This window comes from Actinomadura citrea (assembly GCF_013409045.1).
Taxonomy (GTDB): domain Bacteria; phylum Actinomycetota; class Actinomycetes; order Streptosporangiales; family Streptosporangiaceae; genus Spirillospora; species Spirillospora citrea.
Genome location: NZ_JACCBT010000001.1, coordinates 2,795,800 through 2,817,979 on the forward strand (window position 1 = coordinate 2,795,800; position 22,180 = coordinate 2,817,979).

Annotated in this window: 20 protein-coding genes; 14 read left to right on the forward strand and 6 right to left on the reverse strand. The window is 73.4% G+C overall.

Annotated elements, in window-relative coordinates; translation table 11 throughout:
* Positions 1-24: 24 nt before the first annotated feature.
* On the forward strand, positions 25-1,233 hold the full coding sequence (gene hemW, locus BJ999_RS13175; protein WP_179833564.1) for a radical SAM family heme chaperone HemW: 1,209 nt from the start codon (positions 25-27) through the stop codon (positions 1,231-1,233).
* A 120-nt stretch (positions 1,234-1,353) separates the two neighbouring features.
* Here the strand turns inward: hemW and BJ999_RS13180 are convergent, their stop codons facing one another.
* Positions 1,354-2,178 carry a DUF3097 domain-containing protein gene (locus BJ999_RS13180; protein WP_229809878.1) on the reverse strand — a complete coding sequence of 275 codons (825 nt, stop codon included), beginning with the start codon at positions 2,176-2,178 and terminating at the stop codon, positions 1,354-1,356.
* Between the two features lie 202 nt (positions 2,179-2,380).
* On the opposite strand from BJ999_RS13180, the gene hrcA reads away from it, so the two are divergent.
* From hrcA to BJ999_RS13195, 3 genes are all read left to right on the forward strand, one after another.
* Positions 2,381-3,391: a heat-inducible transcriptional repressor HrcA gene (gene hrcA, locus BJ999_RS13185; protein WP_179833566.1), complete on the forward strand. Its 1,011-nt coding sequence runs from the start codon at positions 2,381-2,383 to the stop codon at positions 3,389-3,391.
* Positions 3,392-4,525 carry a molecular chaperone DnaJ gene (dnaJ, locus tag BJ999_RS13190; RefSeq protein WP_179833567.1) on the forward strand — a complete coding sequence of 378 codons (1,134 nt, stop codon included), beginning with the start codon at positions 3,392-3,394 and terminating at the stop codon, positions 4,523-4,525.
* Positions 4,526-4,631: 106 nt separating this feature from the next.
* On the forward strand, positions 4,632-5,363 hold the full coding sequence (locus tag BJ999_RS13195) for a 16S rRNA (uracil(1498)-N(3))-methyltransferase (protein ID WP_179833568.1): 732 nt from the start codon (positions 4,632-4,634) through the stop codon (positions 5,361-5,363).
* Between the two features lie 15 nt (positions 5,364-5,378).
* On the opposite strand, the gene BJ999_RS13200 is transcribed toward BJ999_RS13195, so the two are convergent.
* Positions 5,379-6,053, reverse strand: a complete 675-nt coding sequence (locus BJ999_RS13200; protein ID WP_179833569.1) for a hypothetical protein — start codon at positions 6,051-6,053, stop codon at positions 5,379-5,381.
* A complete protein-coding gene (locus BJ999_RS13205; RefSeq protein ID WP_089312691.1) occupies positions 6,050-6,637 on the reverse strand; it encodes a SigE family RNA polymerase sigma factor in 588 nt (195 codons plus the stop codon). The genes BJ999_RS13200 and BJ999_RS13205 overlap by 4 nt, the downstream gene beginning before the upstream one ends.
* 299 nt (positions 6,638-6,936) lie before the next feature.
* Between BJ999_RS13205 and BJ999_RS13210 the strand changes: the two genes are divergently transcribed.
* The 4 genes from BJ999_RS13210 (at position 6,937) to BJ999_RS13225 (ending at position 10,302) form a co-directional block, all read left to right on the forward strand.
* The gene (locus BJ999_RS13210; RefSeq protein ID WP_179833570.1) at positions 6,937-7,281 is read left to right on the forward strand and encodes a histidine triad nucleotide-binding protein; all 345 of its coding nucleotides are present in this window, start codon (positions 6,937-6,939) and stop codon (positions 7,279-7,281) included.
* 122 nt (positions 7,282-7,403) lie between these two features.
* Positions 7,404-8,480: a PhoH family protein gene (locus tag BJ999_RS13215; RefSeq protein ID WP_179833571.1), complete on the forward strand. Its 1,077-nt coding sequence runs from the start codon at positions 7,404-7,406 to the stop codon at positions 8,478-8,480.
* Positions 8,477-8,953, forward strand: coding sequence for an rRNA maturation RNase YbeY (gene ybeY, locus BJ999_RS13220; RefSeq protein ID WP_179833572.1), 477 nt, complete (start codon positions 8,477-8,479; stop codon positions 8,951-8,953). Before BJ999_RS13215 ends, ybeY begins: the two co-directional genes overlap by 4 nt.
* Entirely contained in the window at positions 8,953-10,302 is a 1,350-nt protein-coding gene (locus BJ999_RS13225; RefSeq protein WP_179833573.1) for a hemolysin family protein, read from the forward strand. Before ybeY ends, BJ999_RS13225 begins: the two co-directional genes overlap by 1 nt.
* Positions 10,303-10,342: 40 nt before the next feature.
* Here the strand turns inward: BJ999_RS13225 and BJ999_RS13230 are convergent, their stop codons facing one another.
* Complete coding sequence (locus tag BJ999_RS13230) at positions 10,343-10,681, reverse strand: cytidine/deoxycytidylate deaminase family protein (RefSeq protein WP_179833574.1); 339 nt, start codon at positions 10,679-10,681, stop codon at positions 10,343-10,345.
* Between the two features lie 143 nt (positions 10,682-10,824).
* Between BJ999_RS13230 and BJ999_RS13235 the strand changes: the two genes are divergently transcribed.
* The 3 genes from BJ999_RS13235 (at position 10,825) to era (ending at position 17,632) form a co-directional block, all read left to right on the forward strand.
* Positions 10,825-12,957 (forward strand): MMPL family transporter, encoded by a 2,133-nt coding sequence (locus tag BJ999_RS13235; RefSeq protein WP_179833575.1) that lies wholly within the window; start codon positions 10,825-10,827, stop codon positions 12,955-12,957.
* Between the two features lie 52 nt (positions 12,958-13,009).
* Complete coding sequence (locus tag BJ999_RS42935; RefSeq protein ID WP_179833576.1) at positions 13,010-16,351, forward strand: ATP-binding protein; 3,342 nt, start codon at positions 13,010-13,012, stop codon at positions 16,349-16,351.
* Between the two features lie 390 nt (positions 16,352-16,741).
* Positions 16,742-17,632 carry a GTPase Era gene (gene era, locus BJ999_RS13245; protein ID WP_179833577.1) on the forward strand — a complete coding sequence of 297 codons (891 nt, stop codon included), beginning with the start codon at positions 16,742-16,744 and terminating at the stop codon, positions 17,630-17,632.
* On the opposite strand, the gene BJ999_RS13250 is transcribed toward era, so the two are convergent.
* Positions 17,623-18,447, reverse strand: coding sequence for a hypothetical protein (locus BJ999_RS13250; RefSeq protein WP_179833578.1), 825 nt, complete (start codon positions 18,445-18,447; stop codon positions 17,623-17,625). The genes era and BJ999_RS13250 overlap by 10 nt on opposite strands.
* Positions 18,448-18,548: 101 nt before the next feature.
* Between BJ999_RS13250 and BJ999_RS13255 the strand changes: the two genes are divergently transcribed.
* The 3 genes from BJ999_RS13255 (at position 18,549) to leuA (ending at position 21,869) form a co-directional block, all read left to right on the forward strand.
* Positions 18,549-19,160 (forward strand): hypothetical protein, encoded by a 612-nt coding sequence (locus tag BJ999_RS13255; protein WP_179833579.1) that lies wholly within the window; start codon positions 18,549-18,551, stop codon positions 19,158-19,160.
* A gap of 1 nt (position 19,161) precedes the next feature.
* Positions 19,162-19,938 (forward strand): dimethylargininase, encoded by a 777-nt coding sequence (ddaH, locus tag BJ999_RS13260; protein WP_179833580.1) that lies wholly within the window; start codon positions 19,162-19,164, stop codon positions 19,936-19,938.
* Positions 19,939-20,147: 209 nt separating this feature from the next.
* Positions 20,148-21,869: a 2-isopropylmalate synthase gene (gene leuA, locus BJ999_RS13265; protein WP_179833581.1), complete on the forward strand. Its 1,722-nt coding sequence runs from the start codon at positions 20,148-20,150 to the stop codon at positions 21,867-21,869.
* A 63-nt stretch (positions 21,870-21,932) separates the two neighbouring features.
* Here leuA and BJ999_RS13270 read toward each other — a convergent pair whose 3' ends face one another.
* Positions 21,933-22,178 (reverse strand): protealysin inhibitor emfourin, encoded by a 246-nt coding sequence (locus tag BJ999_RS13270; RefSeq protein ID WP_179833582.1) that lies wholly within the window; start codon positions 22,176-22,178, stop codon positions 21,933-21,935.
* Positions 22,179-22,180 lie beyond the last annotated feature (2 nt).

A 22,180-nucleotide genomic window follows, 5' to 3' on the forward strand; every position in this document is an offset into this window, starting at 1 on the left:
GGCGGAGCGGGGCAGACTTGGAAGGTGCCCTCGACCCTTCCTGATGGCGACCCCGTACCGGCCGACGGTGCGCTGCCCGGCAGTGCCCTGCACGGGCTCGGAAAGCGCCCGTTCGCGTTCTACGTGCACGTGCCCTTCTGCGTGACCCGGTGCGGGTACTGCGACTTCAACACCTACACGGCGACGGAGCTGGGTCCGGGGGCGAGCCGCGACTCCTACGCCGACACCGCGATCCGCGAGGTCCGCATGGCCCGGCGAGTGCTCGGGGACGTGGATCTGCCCGTGAAGACGGTTTTCGTGGGCGGCGGCACACCGACCCTCCTCCCGCCGGACGACCTGGGCCGGGTCCTGTCCGCGATCGACGTCGAGTTCGGGCTGGCCCCGGGCGCGGAGGTCACCACCGAGGCCAACCCCGAGTCGGTGGACGAGGCGTCCATAGGCAAGCTCCGCGAGGCCGGGTTCACGCGCGTCTCCTACGGCATGCAGAGCGCCCGCGAGCACGTCCTGGCCGTCCTGGAACGCGCGCACACGCCCGGACGCGTCCCGCAGGTCGTCGAGTGGACGCGCAAGGCGGGCTTCGAGCACATCAACCTCGACCTCATCTACGGAACGCCAGGGGAGACCGACGACGACTGGAGAGGCTCCCTGGAAGCGGCCCTGGCGGCAGAGCCCGACCACGTGTCCGCCTACGCGCTCATCGTCGAGGAGGGCACCAGGCTGGCGGCGCAAGTGAGGCGGGGCGAACTGACCGCCCCCGACGACGACGCCATGGCCGACCGCTACCTGATCGCCGAGGAGCTGCTCAGCGGCCACGGCCTGCACTGGTACGAGATCTCCAACTGGGCCGCCGACCCGCGCGCCGCCTGCCGGCACAACATGCTCTACTGGACGGGCGCCGACTGGTGGGGCGTCGGCCCGGGCGCCCACAGCCACGTGGGCGGAACCCGCTGGTGGAACGTCAAGCACCCGGCCGCCTACGCCGCCCGTCTCGCCGAGGGCACCACCCCCGCCCACGCCCGGGAGATCCTCACCGACGAGGACCGGCACATCGAACGCGTCATGCTCGAACTGCGCCTCGCCCAGGGCTGCCCCGCCCACCTCCTGGACGACGAGGCCGCCCGCAGAGCGGTGCGCGACGGCCTGATCGAGCCCGCCCCCTACGAGCAGGGCCGAGCCGTCCTCACCCTCAAGGGCCGCCTCCTGGCCGACGCCGTAGTCCGAGCCCTGACCTGACCAGCGACCCCGCCCCCCGGCAGAGAGGGAAGCCTGAACCGTCGCCTCGGGTCGGGTGGCTGGAAGGCGCTCTGGGCGCCTGGAGGCCGCCCGGCTCGTGACGGGGGGTTCCAGGGGGCGCTACCCCTGGGAAGGCACGGTCACGAAGTCGATGAGTTCTTCTACGCGGCCGAGGAGGGCGGGTTCCAGGTCGGTGTAGGCGTTCACCGAGCCGAGGATGCGTTTCCAGGCGGGGCCCGTGTCGTCGCCCCAGCCGAGTTCGGCGATCACGCCCTCCTTCCACGGGATGCCGCGGGGGATGCGGGGCCAGGCGCGGATGCCGACGGCCGCCGGCCTGACGGCCTCCCAGATGTCGATGAAGGGGTGGCCGGCGACGAGGACGTACGGCGAGGTGACCTGGGCGGCGATCCTCGACTCCTTGGACCCCTCCACGAGATGGTCGACCAGGACGCCGAGGCGCCGTTGCTCCTCGGGGGCGAACTCCTCGACGATGGCGGGCAGGTCGTCCACGCCTTCGAGGTACTCGACGACGACGCCCTCGACGCGCAGGTCGTGGCCCCAGATCTTCTCGACCAGCTCGGCGTCGTGGAGCCCCTCCACGTAGATGCGGCTCTCCTTGGCGACCTGCGCCCGCAGGCCACGGACGGCGATCGAGCCCGAGGCGGACCGCGCCGGGCCCGCGGGCGCGGCGGTCGGCCGGACGAGGGTGACCGGCTTGCCGTCGATGAGGAATCCGGACTTGGTCAGCGGGAACACCCGGCGCTTGCCGAACCGGTCCTCCAGCGTGACGCCGAACTTGTCGCAGCCGACCACGGCGCCGCAGAAGCCGCTGTCGGGATCCTCGGCGACCAGGCCCGGCTCGGCGGGGACCTCGGGGATCTGTCCTTTGCGGGGCCTGCGCCAGTCGCCGCCCAGCACGTCGTTTCCGTAGTTCTTACTCCGCACAGATCCGCACATTAACCGGGCGGGGCGCCCGCGCGGCGCCGCCCCGCGTTCCTCGGCGTGGCGCCGGTTCCCCGGCCGGATAGGATCACGCAGCCGTGCGGAGAGTGCGGGGGCGCTCCAGCCGAGCCTTCCGGGCCGTAGACTTGGCACTCGAAAGCATGGAGTGCCAGTAGCGGACCGGCCGGACGAAGGAGGTGACATCGTGCTGGACGACCGGAAACTCGCGGTCCTGCGCGCCATCGTCGAGGACTACGTCTCCACCAACGAGCCGGTGGGCTCCAAGGCGCTGGCCGACCGGCACAACCTCGGAGTCTCGCCCGCGACCATCCGCAACGACATGGCGGTGCTGGAGGAGCAGGGCTACATCGCCCAGCCCCACACCAGCGCCGGGCGCGTCCCCACCGACAAGGGCTACCGGCTGTTCGTCGACCGGCTGTCCACGATCAAGCCGTTGTCGGTCGCCGAGCGCCGCGCCATCGAGACGTTCCTGTCCGGGGCCTACGACCTCGACGACGTCGTCGGCCGGACGGTGCGGCTGCTCGCGCAGCTGACCCGGCAGGTCGCGGTGGTGCAGTACCCGTCGCTGACCCGCTCGGCGGTGCGGCACGTGGAACTGGTCCCGGTGGCGGAGGGGCGGCTGCTGCTCGTCCTGATCACCAACACCGGGCGGGTGGAGCAGCGCGTCATCGAGACCGGGCAGATCTCCGAGGAATCGATCGGGCACCTGCGGGCGTTGCTCAACACGTGCCTGGACGGGCTCGGTCTCGGCGAGGTCCCGGCGGCCGTGGCGGACCTGCCCGACAGGGTGGGCCCGGACGAGCGGCCGGTCGCGGCGGCGGTCCTGTCGGTGCTGCTGGAAACGCTCGTCGAGAAGCACGAGGAGAAGATCGTCTTCGCCGGGGCGGCCAACCTCGCCGCCGTGGACTTCTCGCCCAGCCTGCGGGAGGTGCTGGTGGCGCTGGAGGAGCAGGTGGTCCTCATGCGGCTGCTCGGCGAGACCGGCGACTCCTCTACAGTTACGGTGCGGATCGGCACCGAGAACCCCGACCTGGGGCTCAAGTCGACCTCGGTCGTCGCCGCCGACTACGGGGTGGGCGACCTCACTCTGGCCCGGCTGGGAGTGCTCGGGCCGACACGCATGGATTACCCCAGCACGATGGGAGCGGTACGGGCAGTGGCACGCTACGTGGGACAGATCCTGGCGGGGTCGTAAGTGGCGAACGACTACTACGCGACCCTGGGCGTCCGGCGGGACGCCAGCGCCGACGAGGTCAAGAAGGCCTACCGCCGGCTCGCGCGGGAACTCCACCCGGACGTCAACCCGGATCCGGAGACCCAGGAGCGGTTCAAGGAGATCACCCAGGCCTACGAGGTGCTCTCCGACCCCAAGAAGCGCGAGATGTACGACCTCGGCGCGGACCCCTTCGCGTCCGCGGGCGGGGCGGGCGCCGGCGGGTTCGGCGGCGCCGGTTTCCCGTTCAGCGACATCATGGACGCCTTCTTCGGCACCGCGACCTCGCGGGGCCCGCGGTCGCGCGCCCGGCGCGGGCGCAACGCGACGCTGCGGGTCGAGCTCGACCTCGCCGAGACCGCGTTCGGCACCACCCGTGAGCTGTCCATCGACACGGCGGTCGCCTGCACGACCTGCGAGGGGTCGGGCTGCGCGCCCGGCACCCACCCGGACACGTGTGAGACGTGCCACGGCCGCGGCGAGGTGCAGCAGGTCCAGCGCTCGTTCCTCGGCCAGGTCATGACGGCCCGGCCGTGCCCGGCGTGCGGCGGCTTCGGCTCGGTGATCCGCAACCCGTGCACCGAGTGCTCCGGAGACGGCCGGGTCCGCACCCGGCGCACCGTCAAGGTCAAGATCCCGGCCGGCGTGGAGAACGGCATCCACATCCAGCTCGCCGGCGAGGGCGAGGTCGGCCCGGGCGGCGGACCGCCCGGCGACCTGTTCCTGGAGATCGTGGAGAAGCCGCACCCGATCTTCGAGCGGGAGGGCGACGACCTGCACTGCACGGTCGAGATCCCGATGACGGCGGCCGCGCTCGGGACCAGCGTCACCATCGAGACGCTGGACGCCGCCGAGAGCGTCGACATCAAGCCGGGCACGCAGTCGGGGCAGGTCATCACGCTCTACAACCGGGGCGTCCGGCACCTCAACGAGAGCGGCCGCGGCGACCTGATGATCCACGTCAACGTGGAGACGCCGAACAGGCTCGACGAGGAGCAGGAGGAGCTGCTGCGGCAGCTCGCGGTCCTGCGCGGCGAGGAGCGCCCGCCCGGCAGGTTCGCCCCCGGGCAGCGCGGCGTGTTCTCCCGCCTCAAGGACGTCTTCAACCAGCACTGAAGCGCGGTGGCGGCGGCCTACCAGGAGGGCCGCCGCGGCGATTGAGGAGCATGGTGGCAGCGATGAGCGACGTCGGCCCGGGTTCCGCCTCCCCCGGACGGCCCGGGTGAGCCCGCCGGTCTTTCTCGCCGGGACGGACGCGCTGGAGCGCGACCGCGTCCTGCTGGACGGGCCCGAGGGCCGGCACGCGGCGGCCGTGCGGCGGCTGCGGCAGGGGGAGCGGGTCGACCTCACCGACGGCGAGGGCCTGCTGGCCGAGTGCGTCGTCACCGCGGCCGACCGGGCGTCCCTCACGCTGGACGTGCTGGCCCGGCACCGGGAGCCCCCGCCCGCGCCCCGCCTCGTCGTCGTCCAGGCCCTACCGAAGGGCGACAGGGGCGAGCTCGCGGTCGAGACCATGACCGAGGTCGGCGTGGACGAGATCGTCCCGTGGTCGGCGTCCCGCTGCGTCACACGCTGGCGCCCGGAGCGCCGCGACAAGGCCCTCGGGCGCTGGCGCGCGACCGCCCGCGAGGCAGGCAAACAGGCGCGGCGCAGCCGCCTGCCCGCGGTGGCGGAGCTGGAGTCCACCGAGGACGTCGCCGGGCGGATCGCCGGCGCGTCCCTGGCCCTGGTCCTGCACGAGGAGGCGGAGGCGCCGCTGAGCGCCGTGCGGCCGCCCGCGCGGGGCGACATCGTCCTCGTGGTCGGCCCCGAGGGCGGGATCAGCGAGGACGAGCTGGAACGCTTCGCCGCCGCGGGCGGGCGCCCCGCGCGGCTCGGCCCGACCGTCCTGCGCACCTCGACGGCGGGCGTCGCGGCGGCCAGCGTGCTGCTGGCCGCCACCGGCCGCTGGTAGCACCGGCCGGCGCGGTCACGGCGTGGTGGCGGCGCCCTGCTCGGTGGTCTTCGCGGGCTCGCTCGTCTCGGACGGCGTCGGCTGCTCGGTCGGCTTGCTCGGCGGCTCGGGCGTCGTGGAGGTGGGCGGAGCCGGCGTGGTGGGCGGCGCCTGCGTCGGGGTCTCGCTCGGGCAGGGCGTGGTCGCCGGGGTCGGCGTGGCGGTCGAGCCGGCCGAGGCCCCCGGCGAGGGGATGCGGCACGACGACAGGCCCGGCGAGGAACTGCTGCTCGGCGTCTCCGAGGTGCTCGGCTCGCCGGACGCGCTGCCGCCCGGCGACGACGGGACGGGGAACTCGGGATCGATCCCCGGGCCGGTGCGGTCCCCGGCGACGTCGTCGTCCCCGTCGCCGGACTGGCTGTTGCTGCCGACCGACTGCTGGATCAGGTCGATCGTCTGCGGCGCCGTCACGCCCAGCGCGGCGATCAGCACGGCCGCGGCCACGGCGAGGAGGGGGCGCGCCCAGTTCACGGTGAACCGGTCGAACCCGAAGTGCGCGGGGCCGAAACGTCCGAACCGGTGGCGCCGGCCGTCGGCGACACGGGCCCGGATGCGTTCCAGGCCGTCGCCCGCGGGGTTGACCGAGTCCGCCTCCGCGTGCAGGGCGCGGCGGAGGATCTCGCCGTGCTCGTCGTGGGGGTCGGTGGTCATGAGAACTGCTCCAGGACGTTGCGTAGCGCGGTCATGCCGCGCGCCGTATGACTCTTCACGGCGCCGCGGGAGATGCCCATCGCGCTGGCGATCTCCGCTTCGGACAGATCGGCGTAGTAGCGAAGGACGAGCGCCTCCCGCTGGCGGGCGGGGAGCCGGGACAGCGCGTCGATCACCGCCGAGCGCTCCAGCTCTCCGATGGCCCCGGCCTCCGCGCTCGGCGCGTCGGGCAGGCCCTTGGGGGCGTACTTCTCGACGACGGCGCGGTGCCGGAGCACCGATCGCGACCGGTTGACCACCGACTGGCGCAGGTACGACAGGGCCTTGTCCGGATCGCGCAGCCGGCGCCAGCCGCCGTGCATCGCGACGAACGCGTCCTGCACGACCTCCTCGGCCGTCCCCGCGTCCCGGACCAGCATCGCCGCCAGGCGCACCAGCGAACGGTAGTTGGCGCTGTAGAGGGCGGTCACCGCCTGATCGGCGTCCCAGGCGGCGGCCACCGCGCCCGCCGTGCCCCTGGCCACGAGGGTCTCGGTCACGTCAGTTGGACGCGCACCCTCGTCGTTCGGTTTACGAAAGGGCATGTCCTGGTTTGCCTCGGTCACCTATCCGCCGCCTTTGCCGGCCCCCCGCCGTCCATTCGGACGGTCGCGTCCGACCGACGTGGTCGAGCGTTCCCGCCGGGGCGAGATGTGCCGCAACGCCTTGCGAACCGGGGGGTTACGCCTGAGGTGACAACCTTAGCCAGTGGCCGGTCGAAATGCCGACCGCTACCGGGAGTTGATCGATGAGAACCCGGTCCGGCCCGGGCGGTCGTGATCCACGTCCGCGCCGGTCCCGATAGGATTTCGGGGTGGTCGCGGACCGCCGCGAGGGGAGACAGATGACCGACTGCCTGTTCTGCAAGATCGTTTCCGGGGACGTGCCCGCCACGATCGTCCGCGAGTCGGCGGGGACGGTGGCGTTCCGCGACATCAACCCGCAGGCGCCGACGCACGTGCTGGTCATCCCGCGTGACCATCACCCGACGGTCGGTGAGCTGGCCGACTCCGACGCCGAGCTGCTCGCCGAGCTGGTGCGCGAGGCCCACCAGGTCGCCGTCGACGAGGGCGTCGCCGAGACCGGCTACCGGGTCGTTTTCAACACCGGCTCCCAGGCGGGCCAGACGGTGTTCCACGCGCACGCCCACGTGCTGGGCGGGCGTGGCCTGAACTGGCCGCCCGGCTGAGCAGGCTGCCGCGCCGGAAATGCGGCGGCGGTGTGTCGGGGGTCGCCAGTACGATGGAACCGGTACACCTGGACACCCGCAGCAGACAGAAGGCAGGTCCGACAGGCCGCAAGGCCCGGCTGATGGTCGAATCAACTCACGCGAGGGCAACCCGCACGGGGCGCGACGACCGGACAGGCTCGCGCTCGCAGATCAAGATCGTGGTGCCGGACGACCATTCGATGGTGAGCCTGCTCGGCTCCCGGGATGAGTTGCTCCACGCGATCGAGCACGCGTTCGGCGCCGACATCGACATCCACGTCCGCGGCAACGAGATCACCGTGACCGGCCCGGAGGGCGAGACCGACCTCGTCTCCCGGCTGTTCACCGAGATGCTCGAACTGCTGAAGGGCGGCACCCAGCTCACCCCCGACGCCGTCGAGCGCAGCCTGGCGATGCTGCGCGGCGAGGGCGGCGCGCGTCCCGCGGAGGTCCTCACCCTGGACGTGCTGTCCAGCCGGGGCCGGACCATCCGCCCGAAGACGCTGAACCAGCGGCGGTACGTCGACGCGATCGACAAGCACACGATCGTGTTCGGCATCGGTCCCGCCGGCACCGGCAAGACGTACCTGGCCATGGCCAAGGCCGTCCGCGCCCTGCAGGACAAGAAGGTCAACCGGATCATCCTGACGCGTCCCGCCGTGGAGGCGGGCGAGCGGCTCGGCTTCCTGCCGGGAACGCTCTACGAGAAGATCGACCCGTACCTGCGCCCGCTCTACGACGCGCTGCACGACATGGTCGACCCCGACTCGATCCCGCGCCTGATGGCCGCCGGCACCATCGAGGTCGCCCCCCTGGCCTACATGCGCGGAAGGACCCTGAACGACTCGTTCATCATCCTGGACGAGGCGCAGAACACCTCGCCCGAGCAGATGAAGATGTTCCTCACCCGGCTCGGGTTCGGGTCGAAGGTCGTGGTGACCGGTGACGTCACCCAGGTCGACCTGCCGAACGGGCACCTGAGCGGGCTGCGCGTCGTCCAGGAGATCCTGGACGGCGTCGAGGACATCCACTTCTCCCGGCTGGACAGCCGCGACGTCGTGCGGCACAAGCTCGTCACCGAGATCGTCGACGCCTACAACCGGCACGACGAGAAGCAGGTGCCGCAGATCAAGCAGGGCGCGGCGCGCGGCGGCCCCCGCAAGCGGGGGCGGCAGTGAGCATCGAGGTGCTGAACGAGTCGAGCGCCGAGGTCGACGAGAAGGCCATCGCCGACCTGTCCCGGCACGTCCTCGACGGGATGCGCGTCCATCCGCTGGCCGAGCTGTCGGTGCTGCTGGTCGACGAGGCCGCGATGACCGAGCTGCACGAGAAGTGGATGGACGAGCCGGGCCCGACCGACGTGCTGTCGTTCCCCATGGACGAGCTGCGTCCCGGGCACATGTCCGGCGGCGCCGACGAGGACGGCGAGACCGACCCGGGGCTCCTCGGCGACGTCGTGCTGTGCCCCGCCGTCGCCGAGAAGCAGGCGCGGGAGGCCGGGCACAGCACCGCGGAGGAGCTGGAGCTGCTGTGCACGCACGGCATCCTGCACCTCCTGGGCTACGACCACGCCGAGCCGGAGGAGCACCGGGAGATGTTCGGCCTGCAGGCGGAGCTCCTCGGCTCCTGGCGGGAGAAACGCGGCGGTTGATGAGCACCGCGCAGGCGTGGCTGTCCGCCCTGGCGGTGGGCCTGGTCTTCATGGCGGGCCTGCTGGCCGGCACCGAGACGGCGCTCGCCCGGGTGTCGCGCGTCACGGTCGAGGAGGCCGTCCGGGAGGGACGCCGCGGCGCCAGGCGGCTGGCGGAGGTCGTCGCCGACCCGGCCCGCTACGTCAACATGGTCCTGCTGCTGCGGATCGGCTGCGAGCTGGTCGCCACCGTGATCGTCGCGGACCTGTGCATCTCCTGGCTGGACGAGACGTGGCGGGCCTACGTCACCGCCGCCGCCGTCATGATCGTCGTCAGCTACGTGGTGATCGGGGTGGGGCCGCGCACCCTCGGCATCCAGCACGCCGACCGGATCGCGCTGGCGGGCGCCGCCGTGATCCACCCGGTGACCCGGGTGTTCGGGCCGCTGCCCCGGCTGCTGATCCTGCTCGGCAACGCCCTCACACCGGGCAAGGGGTTCCGGGAGGGGCCGTTCGCCTCCGAGGCGGAGCTGCGCGACCTGGTCGACCTCGCCGAGCAGCGCAGCCTGATCGAGCCCGTCGAGCGGGAGATGATCCACTCGGTGTTCGAGCTGGGCGACACCCTCGTCCGCGAGGTGATGGTGCCGCGCACCGACATCGTGTTCGTCGAGCGCACCAAGACCCTGCGGCAGGCGATGTCGCTGGCGCTGCGCAGCGGCTTCTCCCGCATCCCCGTGGTCGGCGAGAACGAGGACGACGTGGTCGGCATCGCCTACCTCAAGGACGTCGTCCGGCGCAGCCAGGAGCACCGCGAGAGCGAGTCGGTCGAGACGGTCGACTCGGTGATGCGGCCCGCCACCTACGTCCCCGACAGCAAGCCGATCGACGAGCTGCTGCGCGAGATGCAGGCCCGGCAGATCCACGTCGCGATCGTCATCGACGAGTACGGCGGCACCGCGGGCCTGGTCACCATCGAGGACATCCTGGAGGAGATCGTCGGGGAGATCGCCGACGAGTACGACGTGGAGATCCCGCCGGTGACCTGGCTCTCCGGCGACGCGGCCCGCGTCACCGCCCGCCTGCCCGTCGAGGACCTCGCCGAGCTGTTCGACGTGGAGATCGACGCCGAGGAGGTCGAGACGGTCGGCGGCCTGCTCGCCCACGCGCTCGGCCGCGTCCCCATCGAGGGCTCCACCGCCGAGGTCGCCACGAGCGAGGCCTCCACCGGCGAGACCGGGCCCGTGCTGTCCCTCAAGGCCGAGACGATCGCCGGGCGCCGCAACCGGGTCGGCACCGTCCTGGTGCGGCGGCTCGGCGGAGCCCCGGGCGCGGACGCCGGGAGCCGGGCGGCCTCCGACCAGTCACGCTGACGCGGCCCGATCCCGCCGACGGCCTCGGCCGCCGGACGTCTCAGCCGCGGACGACGTCGCGGACGCTGCCGTCGGGGGCGGCGAGCAGGACCGGGGCCTTCGGGCCGAGGTCGCGGACGGCGGCGACGTCGGCGGGGTCGGCCGCATCGGCCGCGGTGACGACGGCGGCGGCCTCCAGGTCCTCGGCGCCGCTGGAGACGGCCATCGCGACGGCGACCTTGAGCGCCGAGAGCCTCAGGGACGGCAGGTCCACGCTCGTGGCGGAGTAGGTGCGGCCCGTCTCGTCGCGCACGGCGGCGCCCTCGGCGGCGCCCGTCCGGGCCCGCGCCGACCTGGCCAGGGTGATGATCTTCGCGTCCTCGGCGTTCAGCTCGCTCACGCCCCCAGCGTACGGGCATCGCGGGCGCCGGGGCGGGCGGCCCGCACGTCGCGTCGGCGGTCCGCAAGTCGGCGGCAAGTGGACGGCAAGGGGAGGACGCCAGCCTGTAGGGCGTCGAACAATGCCGTTCTGGGGGAGAAGTCATGTCCCGTCTGCTCTACCGCCTGGGGAAGGCCGCCGCTCTGCGGCCCTGGCGGTTCATATTGGTGTGGCTGGTGCTCGTCGCCGCGATGGCCGGACTGTCCGGCGTCGCCGGAGGCGCCCTGCACGACAACTACACGCTGGCCGGGACGGGCTCGCAGCGGGCCACCGACCTGCTGGAGGAGAGGTTCCCCGCGCTGGCGGGGGCCGACGCCCGGGTCGTGGTGCACGCGAAGTCGGGGCAGGTCGACCAGGCGAAGCTGGCCGCGGCGTCGGCCGAGCTGCGAAGGCTGCCGCACGTGAGCGGCGTCGACCCCGCGCAGCTGGGCAAGGGCGGCGCGACCGCGCTGATGACCGTCCGGTACTCGGTGCCGGTCACCGACCTCGGGCCCAAGGAGACCCTCGACCTGCTGCGGTCGGCGACGCGGAACCTGGACGCCGCCGGCTACCAGGTGGAGTTCGGCGGCCAGGTCCCCGAGAACGTGACCGCGCCCGGCGGCGTCGCCGAGGCGATCGGGATCGTGGCGGCCCTGATCATCCTGCTGCTGGCGTTCGGGTCGGTGGTGGCGGCCGGGCTGCCGCTCGCCGTCGCGCTGGCCGGGCTCGGCGTCGGCGTGTCCGGGATCACGCTGGTGGCCGCGTTCACCGACGTCGCGACCACCGCGCCCACGCTCGCCACCATGGTCGGCCTCGGGGTCGGCATCGACTACGCCCTGTTCGTCCTGACCCGCCACCGGGAGGGGCTCGCGGAGGGACTCGACGTCCCCGAGGCGGTGGGCCGCGCCATCGCGACCGCGGGCCTGTCGGTGATCTTCGCGGGGTTCACGGTGCTGCTGGCGCTGTGCGGGCTGGTGCTGTCGCGGATCCCGGTGTTCATGACGATGGGCTTCACCACCGGCATCGTCGTCGCGGCGACCGTGCTGAGCGCCGTCACGCTGCTGCCGGCCGTGCTGGGCCTCGCCGGACGCAGGGTGCTGCGCCGCCGCGACCGGGCCCCCGGCGCGGCGATCACCGTGGAGTCGCCGCGGGTGCGGCGCTGGGCCGTGCACGTCGGGCGGCACCCCTGGCCGTGGCTGCTCGCCGCCGCGGTGCTGATGCTCACCCTCGCCGCCCCCGCGCTCGGCATGCGGACGTGGCCGAGCGACGCCAGCAGCGAGCCCACGTCCAACACCGTCCGCCAGGCCTATGACCTGGTCGCCGACGGCTTCGGCGCGGGCGCCAACGGGCCGCTCGTCGTCGCCGTCGACCTGACCAGGACCGACGAGGCCGCACTGCCGGGGCTGCGGAAGCGGCTGGAGGGCACCGAGGGCGTCGCGTCCGTGGCGCCGCCGCAGGCCTCCCCGCGCGGCGACGCCGCGGCGATCATCGTCACCCCGGACTACGGGCCGCAGGACGAGCGGGTGACCGGCCTCGTCGACCGGATCCGGGCCGACGTGCTGCCGCCGGACACCGAGGTCACCGGGCTGACCGCCGTCTATGTGGACCTGTCCCGGGTGCTGTCGGACCGGCTGTGGCCGGTGATCGGCGTGGTGGTGGCGACGTCGTTCGTGATGCTGATGATCGTGTTCCGGTCGCTGCTGGCGCCGCTGAAGGCCGCGGTGATGAACCTGCTGTCGATCGGCGCCGCGTACGGGGTGCTCACGGCCGTGTTCCAGTGGGGATGGGGCGCGGAGCTGCTCGGCCTCCCGCACAGCGTCCCGGTGTCGTCGTTCATCCTGCTGCTGATGTTCGCCGTCCTGTTCGGCGTCTCGATGGACTACGAGGTCTTCCTGCTCTCGCGGGTCCGGGAGGAGTGGCTGCTCCACGGCGACGCGCGCGGCTCGGTGTCCACCGGGCTCGCCGCGACCGGCCGGGTGATCAGCAGCGCGGCGCTGATCATGGTGGCGGTGTTCCTCGGCTTCGCCGCCGACCCCGGCCTGGTGATCAAGCAGATGGGGGTCGGGCTCGCGGTCGCGGTGGCGCTGGACGCGACGGTCGTGCGCCTGGTGCTGGTGCCGGCCACGATGTCGCTGCTCGGACGGGCGAACTGGTGGCTGCCGGGGCCGCTCGCCCGGGTGCTGCCGGCGATCGACCTGCACGGCGGCGCGGCACCCGCGCCGGCCGCCGAGCGGCGTCCCGAACCCAGCCGCGCCTAACCGGGGGAGTGATCGCAGACGAGCGACATGTCCCGGTTAGGCTGATCGGGACATGTCGCCCGCCGTACGCGTTCTCGGAGCCTTCGGGGCCGAGGTGGCCGGAACCGCCGCCGACCTCGGCGGTCACCGGCAGCGATCCGTGCTCGCCCGCCTCGTCGCCGCGCGGGGCCGGATGGTGCCCGCCGACAGGCTCGTCGACGACCTGTGGGCGGGCACGGCCCCGCCGCGCGCCGCCGCCGGCCTCCAGTCGTTCGTGTCCCACCTGCGCCGGGCGCTCGAACCGGACCGCCCGCCCCGCACGCCCGCGCGGGTGCTGGTCACCGAGCCGCCGGGGTACGCGCTCCGGCTCCCGGACGGCGCCGTCGACGCGTGGCGGTTCGACGCGCTGATCGACGAGGCCGCCGAGCTCGCGGCGGCCGATCCGCGGGAGGCGCGCCGCCGTGCGGAGGCGGCGCTCGCCGAGTGGCGCGGGCCCGCCTACGCCGAGTTCGGCGACCTGCCGTGGGCCGCGGCCGAGGCCGCCCGCCTGGACGAGCGGCGCCGGCTCGCGGTCGAGCACCGCGCCGGGGCCCTGCTGCGGCTCGGATCGGCCGCCGAGGCCGTCCCGGACCTGGAGACCCACGCCGCCGCCAACCCGCTGCGCGAGGAGGCATGGCGGCTGCTGGCCCTCGCCCTCTACCGCGCCGGGCGCCAGGGCGACGCCCTCGCCGCGCTGCGGCGCGCCCGCGCGGCACTGACCGAGGAACTCGGCGTCGATCCCGGTCCGGCGCTGCGCCGCCTGGAGAGCGACATCCTGGCGCAGGAGCCCGCGCTGGGGGAGACGGGACGGCCGGCGCCGTCCCGTCCCGCGCTGCGGCTCGCGCCCGCGCCCCGCCCCGAGGAGGGCCCCGCCTTCGTCGGCCGCGTCCAGGAACTGGCGCGGCTGGAGGAGGCCGCCGAGAACGCCGCCGCGGGCCGCGGCGGCGTCGTCATCGTCTGCGGAGACGCCGGGATGGGCAAGACCGCGCTCGCCGAGAGGCTCGCGCGCGACCTGGCCGGACGGGGCTGGACACGCGCGTGGGGGACGGCGCCCGAGACCCCGGGAGCGCCTGCGGCCTGGCCCTGGGCCGAGCTGCTGCGCGAGCTGGCGGCCGCCGCCCCGCCCTCCGCCGATCTGGCCGGACGGCTCGGGCCGCTCCTGGACGACTCCGTCATCGGGCGCGGCGACGCCGATGTCGTCACGGGGCGGTTCCGGCTCCACCTGGCCGTCGGCGACTACCTCGCCGAGCTCGCGGACACGGCGCCGCTCCTGCTCGTCCTGGACGACCTGCACTGGGCCGACGAGGAGACCCTCGCGCTGCTGGTCCGGCTCGCCGGGCGGCTGCGGGACAGCCGCCTCCTCCTGCTGGCCACGTTCCGGCAGACCGAGGTTCCGGGCGGTCTCGCCGCCGCGCTGGCCGCACTCGCCCGGCACGAGCCCGCGCGCATCGAGCTGGCCGGGCTGTCGCCGGCGGAGGTCGCGGTCCTCGTCCGGGACACCTGCGCCGCGGGCCTGGACGACGCGGAGCTGTCGGCGATCGCCGAGCGCACGGGCGGCAACCCGTTCTTCACCCGGGAGACGGCCCGGCTCCTGGACGCCGAGGGGCTGCCCGCCGCCACGCGCCGGGTCCCCGCCGGCGTCGGCGACGTGCTGCGGCGCCACGTCGCGCGGCTGCCGGGACCGGTCCAGAACGTGCTGCGCGACGCCGCGGTCATCGGCCGGGACGCCGACCTGCGCGTCCTGACCGACCTGGCCGGGGACGAGGAGACGGTGATCGACGCCGTGGAGGCGGGCCTGGCCGCGGGCCTCGTCACCGAGCCCGCGCCCGGCCGGATCCGGTTCGCGCACGCCCTCGTCCGCGACACCCTCTACGCGGGCGTGTCCCGGGCCCGCCGCACCCGCGTGCACGGCAGGGTCGCCGCCGCGCTGGAACGCCACCTCCCGCGCGAGGTCGCCGCGATCGCGCACCACTACCTCGAGTCGGGCACCGACCCTGACAAGGCCGTCCGGTACGCGCGGCGCGCCGCCGCGGCCGCCGAGGCGCGGTTCGCGCACGGCGCCGCCGCCGACCTGTGGGTGCGCGCCGTCGAGACGCTCCGCGCGCAGGGCCCCGAGACCGTGCGCGACCGGCTGGAGGCGGAGGTCGCCGCGATCCGGTCGAGCGCCCTCGCGGGGCAGATCGTCGATGCCAGGGCCCGGCGGATCGCCGCCATCGCCGACGCCCGCGCGCTCGGCGACGTCCGGCTGCTCGCCCGGATCATCGTCGGCTTCGGCGTCCCGACGCTGTGGTCGGCCCGCGAGTACGGAAGCCTCGACGTCGCGGTCGTGGAGGCCGTCGACGAGGCGCTGGCACGGCTCCCCGAGGACGAGCCGGAACTGCGGGTCCGGCTGCTGGCCACACTGGCCATGGAGCTGGAGGGCGAGCAGCACGACCGGGGCGTCACCGCCTCGCGGGAGGCGCTCGGCCTGGCCCGCGCCCTGGGCGACCCCGAGCTGGTCGCCGTCGCCCTCAACGGCGCCTACATCAACGCCCACCGGAGTGCGGAAGGGGTGGTCGAGCGGCTCCGGGTCGCCTCCGAGCTCCTCGACCTCGCCACCGAGCACGACCTCGGCACCTACCGCGTCCTCGCGCACCTGCAACTCCAGCAGGCGTGTGTCGCCGCGCTCGACCTGCCCGCCGCGCACCGGCACCTGGCGGAGGGACGCGGGCTCGCCGATCAGTACGGCTTGCCGCTGTTCGCCCGCATCGCCGACTGGTACACGGTCCTGGCACGCGCTCTCACCGCCCGGCCGGAGGAGGCGGAACGCGCGTTCGCCGAGGTCGGCGGCTCCATCGGCCGGACCCGGATCTGGTTCAGCGAGCGCGGCATGGTGCTCCTCGGCCCGTTCTGCCTGCGGCTCGCCCAAGGGCGGGCCGAGGAGATGGTGGACGAGGCCGCCTGGCTGCACGGCCAGTGGGGGCACGTCGCCGCCACCGCCGACATGTACGCGCTCGCCCTGGCCGCCGCCGGCCGCACCGCCGAGGCCCGCCGGGTCGTCGCCGGCGCCGGACCCGTCCGGCTCGACTACTTCTTCGACCTGACCATGGCGGTCCGCGGCCTGCGCGCCGTCGCGCTCGGCGACCGCCCTCTGGCCGAGGAGGCCTACGCGGCGCTGCTGCCCTACGAGGGCCACTTCACCGGCGGCGCCACCGCCGTCGCCACGGTCGGCCCGGTCGCCCAGGTCCTCGGCGACCTCGCCCGCTTCCTGGAACGCTCCCCCGAGGTGGCCGCCGCCCACTACCGCAAGGCCGCCGACGTCGCCGCCCGACTCGACGCCCCCTTCTGGGCGGAAAAGGCCACCGCCTCCCTCGCCGCCCTGGGCACAGCGGCATGACCCCCGCGCCAGCGGGACCCGACTAAGCTGACCACCACACCGACCGTCGCATGCTGTGACACTCGCACGCGTCCGAAGGCATGGTGAGGGGCGGAAAGCAGGCCCGAACCTGATCGCGTATAGGGCCGTCGTCCGTGGACGATGGAGGGCCGTCAAGGCCCCGACAAGGAGAGATGTCATAAGCGCACCCGTCCCCATGGACGCACTGATCCCAGCCACCGCCGCAACCACGCGACGACCTCGATGGTCGCGATCGCGTCCGAAGGCAGGTTCGAGCTTGCGAGAACCTGATCGCGCAGCGAGCCGCCAGGCGAGCCGGAGCGATGCCGGCGATCGCCCGCATTTCTCGACGATGGAGGGCCGTCAGGCCCTAAGGAGGAGAGAAAGGCAATGAACTCCGGTTTCGCCTGTTTCATCGGGCGGCCCAACGTGGGCAAGTCGACGTTGATGAACGCGCTGGTCGGGACGAAGGTGGCGATCACCAGCAGCCGTCCGCAGACGACGCGGCGGGCCATCCGGGGGATCGTGCACCGCCCTGACGCGCAACTCGTCGTGGTCGACACCCCCGGCCTTCACAAGCCCCGGACGCTGCTCGGGGAGCGGCTCGACAGCCTCGTGCGGTCCACGCTGACCGAGGTGGACGCGATCGGGTTCTGCGTTCCGGCCGACCAGCCGGTCGGGCCCGGCGACAAGTACATCGCCAGGGAGCTGGCGGGGGTGAAGAAGACGCCCGTGGTCGCGATCGTCACCAAGACCGACCTCGCCGCGCCCGGGCAGGTCGCCGAGCAGCTCCTCGCGGTCGGGCGGCTCGGGGAGTTCGCCGACATCGTGCCGTGCTCCGCCGAGAGCGGCTTCCAGGTCGACCTCGTCGGTGATCTGCTGATCTCCCACCTGCCGGAGGGCATGCCGCTCTACCCCGAGGGCGATCTCACCGACGAGCCCGAGCAGGTCCTGGTCGGCGAGCTGATCCGCGAGGCGGCGCTGGAGGGGGTCCGGGACGAGCTGCCCCACTCGATCGCCGTCGTCGTGGACGAGATGGCGCCCCGCGAGGGCCGCGACGACCTCGTCGACGTCTACGCGCACCTGTTCGTCGAACGGTCCAGCCAGAAGGGGATCATCATCGGGCACAAGGGCGCGCGGCTGCGGGAGGTCGGCGCGGCGGCGCGCCGGCAGATCGAGGCGCTGCTCGGCACGAAGGTGTTCCTCGACCTGCGCGTCAGCGTCCTCAAGGACTGGCAGCGCGACCCCAAGCAACTCCGCCGGCTCGGCTTCTACGACTGACCGGCGTCCTCCGGATCCTGCTTGCGGGCCGGGGGCGTCCCGTCGGCGCCCTCTTTCGGTTCGTCCTCGGGGAGCGGGGGCTCCTCGTGCGGGAGGTCCTGGCGGCCCCATGCCTGGTCCTCTGACGGCCAGGCGGGGTACTCGCCGGTCGGGTACTGCTCGCCGGCCGGGTACTGGTCCGGGTACTGCTGGTCCGGGTAGTCCTGCTCCGGTTGCCCCTGCGACTTCGAGACCTTGTCGCTGACGGGCCGGGCGAGGCTGAAGCCGACCACGAGCAGGGCCGCGATGACCGAGAGGTACCAGCCGAACCGGACGGTGATCTGGTAGCCGAGGTCCAGGCCGGTCTGGGGCAGGTCGTCGCGGACGTGGCCGAGCCGCAGCACGAAGATCCCGCACACCAGCAGGGCGAGCATGCCGGGAACCGCGGCGAGCGCGCCGATCCGGGCGTCGCGCCCGATCAGGTCCCAGGCGGCCAGCGCGATCGCGATCACGGCGAGGACCGGGACGGCGAGGACGATGTCGTCGGCGTCGATGCCCGCGACGCTGCCGAGGTCGCGGCTCAGCGAGCGGCCGAACAGGTCGACGACGACCTCGGCGCGCGCCCACGGCAGGAACGCCGACACCAGCAGCCCCGACGCGGCGGCGATCAGGGCGAGGACCCAGGCGGCGCCGCCCCGCCGCGGGGACGGAAAGGGCGCCGCGGGAACGGTCTCGGCCGGGCCGTCGTGGTGCTGCGGCGGGTAGCCGTCGACGGGCGGGAGGAAGGACGGGCGCGGCCGCGCGCGTCCCGCGTCGGATCCCAGGTCACCGGTCATGAACCCAGCGTAAACGCACGGCGGGCATTGTCCGGGAGGGCCACCTCGGCGCGCGCGGGTCGGTAGGTTGGAACGAAGTCCGTTATGGGAGGAGAGCGCCGGTGTTGCTCGTTTTTGGCCTGACGGTGGTGTTCCGTACGGTCAGCGAGGGGACGTTCCACTGCCCGCAGTGCGGGGGTGACCGCGCCTACCGCAGGCGTGCCGGACGCCGCTGGTTCTCGGTCTTCTTCGTGCCGATGGTGCCGCTGTGGCGCCTCGGGCAGGCCGTGGAGTGCCGCACGTGCCGCACCCGCCTTCCCGTGTCGGCCCTGCGGACGGCGACCGCGCAGCAGATGTCCGAGGCCCTGGCCGCCGGGATGCGGGCCGCCGCGGCCCTGGTGCTGCGCTCGGGCGACCCGGCCGACGCCGCGGCCCGCGCCCGCGCGGTCGCGACGGTCACCGGGTACGGCGAGCCCGACTACGACGCGGAGGCCGTGGACGCCGACCTGGCGCTGCGCCGGACGTTCCTGGAGCAGGAGGTCGTCGGGGCCGGGGCGCACCTCGCCGTCGAGGCCAAGGAGTGGTTCCTCGCGCAGGCCGTCCGGATCGGGCTGGCGGACGGTCCGCTCGGTGAGGGGGAGCGGCTCGCCCTGCACGGCATCGCGGACCTGCTGGGAATGTCCCGCGCCTACGCGCTCGGCGTCATCGTGACGACGGAGGGGGCGGCGCGCTGACATGGACGCCGCCGCCGGAACCGCACCCGCGGGCAGGGCACTGGTCAGGCCGCCGGGCCCGCGTCTCGCCGAGGGCATCGTCACCCACGCCGCCCGCCGCCCGGTGGACGTGGAACTCGCCGCGCGCCAGCACGAGGCGTACGTCACGGCGCTGCGGGCGGCGGGGCGGCGCGTGCGCGCCGTCGCGCCCGCCGACGACCTGCCCGACGCCGTCTTCGTCGAGGACGCCCTGGTCGTCTGCGGCGACCTGGCCGTGCTCGGCCGGTCCGGGGCGCCGAGCCGCCGCGGGGAGATCCCCGGCGCGGAGCAGGCCGCGCGCGAGCTCGGCCTGCGGATCGAGCGGATCAAGGAGCCGGGGACGCTGGACGGCGGGGACGTCCTGGACGTCGGCGGCACCGTCTACGTGGGGCGCGGCGCCCGGACGAACGAGGAGGGCATCTGCCAGCTCGCGCGCCTGCTGGGCGGGCGGAGGGTCGTCCCGGTGGACGTCCGCGGCTGCCTGCACCTGAAGTCGGCGATGACCGTGCTGCCGGACGGCGGCCTGATCGGCGTCCCGGAGATGGTGGACACCTCGGTACTGCCGTGCCTGCGAGTCGCCCCGGAGCCGGAGGGCGCCCACGTGGTGGTGCTCGGGCCCGACCACGTCCTCATGGCGGCGTCGGCGCCGCGCACGGCCGCCCGGCTGGCGGCCGACGGGCTGCGCGTCACGAGCGTCGACATCAGCGAGTTCGAGGCGCTCGACGGCTGCGTGACCTGCCTCTCCGTGCTCGTACCCTGACCGGGCGGGGACCGTGGGACGAGCAGGGCGTCTCAGCATCCGGACGTTGGTTTCCGTAACGCGGATGGCATCTGTTAACTTGGCGAACGTGTTGCGTGCGCTGCTCCTCCTTAGCGGCCGCAGCGGGGACCTGTAACAGGCCGGCTCCCTCGCTGCGGGGCTTCGCCGTGAACGTCGGCCGCGAGGTTCGAGCAGAGAGAACTCAACGGATGTATCCGCAACAGCAGACTTCCGGCATGCCCTTCCAGCGCTACAAGCCGTACGCGCCCGTCAGACTGGCCGACCGGACCTGGCCGGACCAGGTGATCACCGAGGCTCCGCGATGGTGCGCGGTCGACCTGCGCGACGGCAACCAGGCGCTGATCGACCCGATGGACTCCCACCGCAAGCTCCAGATGTTCGAGCTGCTGGTACGGATGGGCTACAAGGAGATCGAGGTCGGGTTCCCGGCGGCCAGCCAGACCGACTTCGACTTCGTCCGGCAGATCATCGAGGAGGGCCGGATCCCCGATGACGTCGTCGTCCAGGTGCTGACGCAGGCCCGCCCCGAGCTGATCGAGCGGACCTTCGAGGCGGTGCGCGGCGCCAGGCAGGCGATCGTCCACCTGTACAACTCGACCAGCACGCTGCAGCGCCGCGTGGTGTTCGGGCAGGACCGGGACGGCATCACCGCGATCGCGGTGGAGGGCGCCAAGCTGTGCGCCAAGCTCGCCGAGGACATGGGCGACACCGAGATCTACTTCCAGTACTCGCCCGAGTCGTTCACCGGCACGGAGCTGGAGTACGCCGTCGAGGTCTGCAACGCCGTCAACGACGTGTGGAGGCCGACGCCGGACCGGAAGGTCATCGTGAACCTGCCGGCGACGGTGGAGATGGCCACCCCGAACGTCTACGCCGACCAGATCGAGTGGATGAGCCGGAACCTGGCCTACCGCGACTCGGTCATCCTGTCGCTGCACCCCCACAACGACCGCGGGACGGCCGTCGCCGCCGCCGAGCTCGGCTACATGGCGGGGGCCGACCGCATCGAGGGCTGCCTGTTCGGCAACGGCGAGCGCACCGGCAACGTGTGCCTGGTCACCCTCGGCCTGAACCTGTTCACCCAGGGGGTCGACCCGCAGATCGACTTCTCCGGCATCGACGAGATCCGCCGGACGGTCGAGTACTGCAACCAGCTGCCCGTCCACGAGCGGCACCCCTACGGCGGCGACCTGGTCTACACCGCGTTCTCCGGCTCCCACCAGGACGCCATCAACAAGGGCTTCGACCACCTGCGCCGCGACGCCGAGGCCGCCGGCGTGCCGGTGGAGCAGTACGGGTGGGAGGTCCCGTACCTGCCGATCGACCCGCACGACGTCGGCCGGACCTACGAGGCCGTGATCCGGGTGAACAGCCAGTCCGGCAAGGGCGGCGTCGCCTACATCATGAAGACCGAGCACGCGCTGGAACTGCCGCGCCGGCTCCAGATCGAGTTCTCCCGGGTCGTGCAGGAGCACACCGACAGCGCGGGCGGCGAGGTCACGGCCGAGCGCATGTGGGAGATCTTCGAGGCGGAGTTCCTCGCCAACGGCCCGCGCGCCGGGCTGCTGGCGCACCGCACGACGTCCCGGGTGGACGAGAAGGACGCGCTCAGCTGCGACGTCCGCGTGGACGGCGAGATCCGCGAGATCGAGGGCGTCGGCAACGGCCCCGTCTCGGCGTTCGAGGACGCGCTCGCCGCGGTCGGGATCAACGTCCGGGTGCTGGACTACGCCGAGCACGCGATGAGCGCGGGCGGCGATGCGCGGGCCGCCGCCTACGTCGAGTGCGACGTGCGCTTCGGCGACGGGCAGGGCACGACGGTGTGGGGCGTCGGCATCGACGGCAACATCGTCACGGCGTCCCTCAAGGCGATGCTGTCGGCCGTCAACCGGGTGGCCCGCGCGCAGTGAAGGTAGGCGGCCGGCCGTCTCGGGTTCAGGCGCCCCCGGGCTCCTGAACCCGAGACCGAGCGGTCAGATGCGACCGAGGACATGGTGGACCAGTTCTCGAAGGGGGCCGTGGAGCTGGGCCTCACCGACGGTGGTCCGGTCGCCGTCGATGTCGATTTCGTACAGGAACTGGTCAGGGATTCGGCCCGGCGGCGGCACGCTCTTCAGATCGACGCGGCCGACGAGCCTGGACAGCATGGGATCACTGGCGCTGTCCGACTCGGCGCGCCGTTCGATCCCCGCAAACCCCCCGCTGCGGACGACTGTCACTC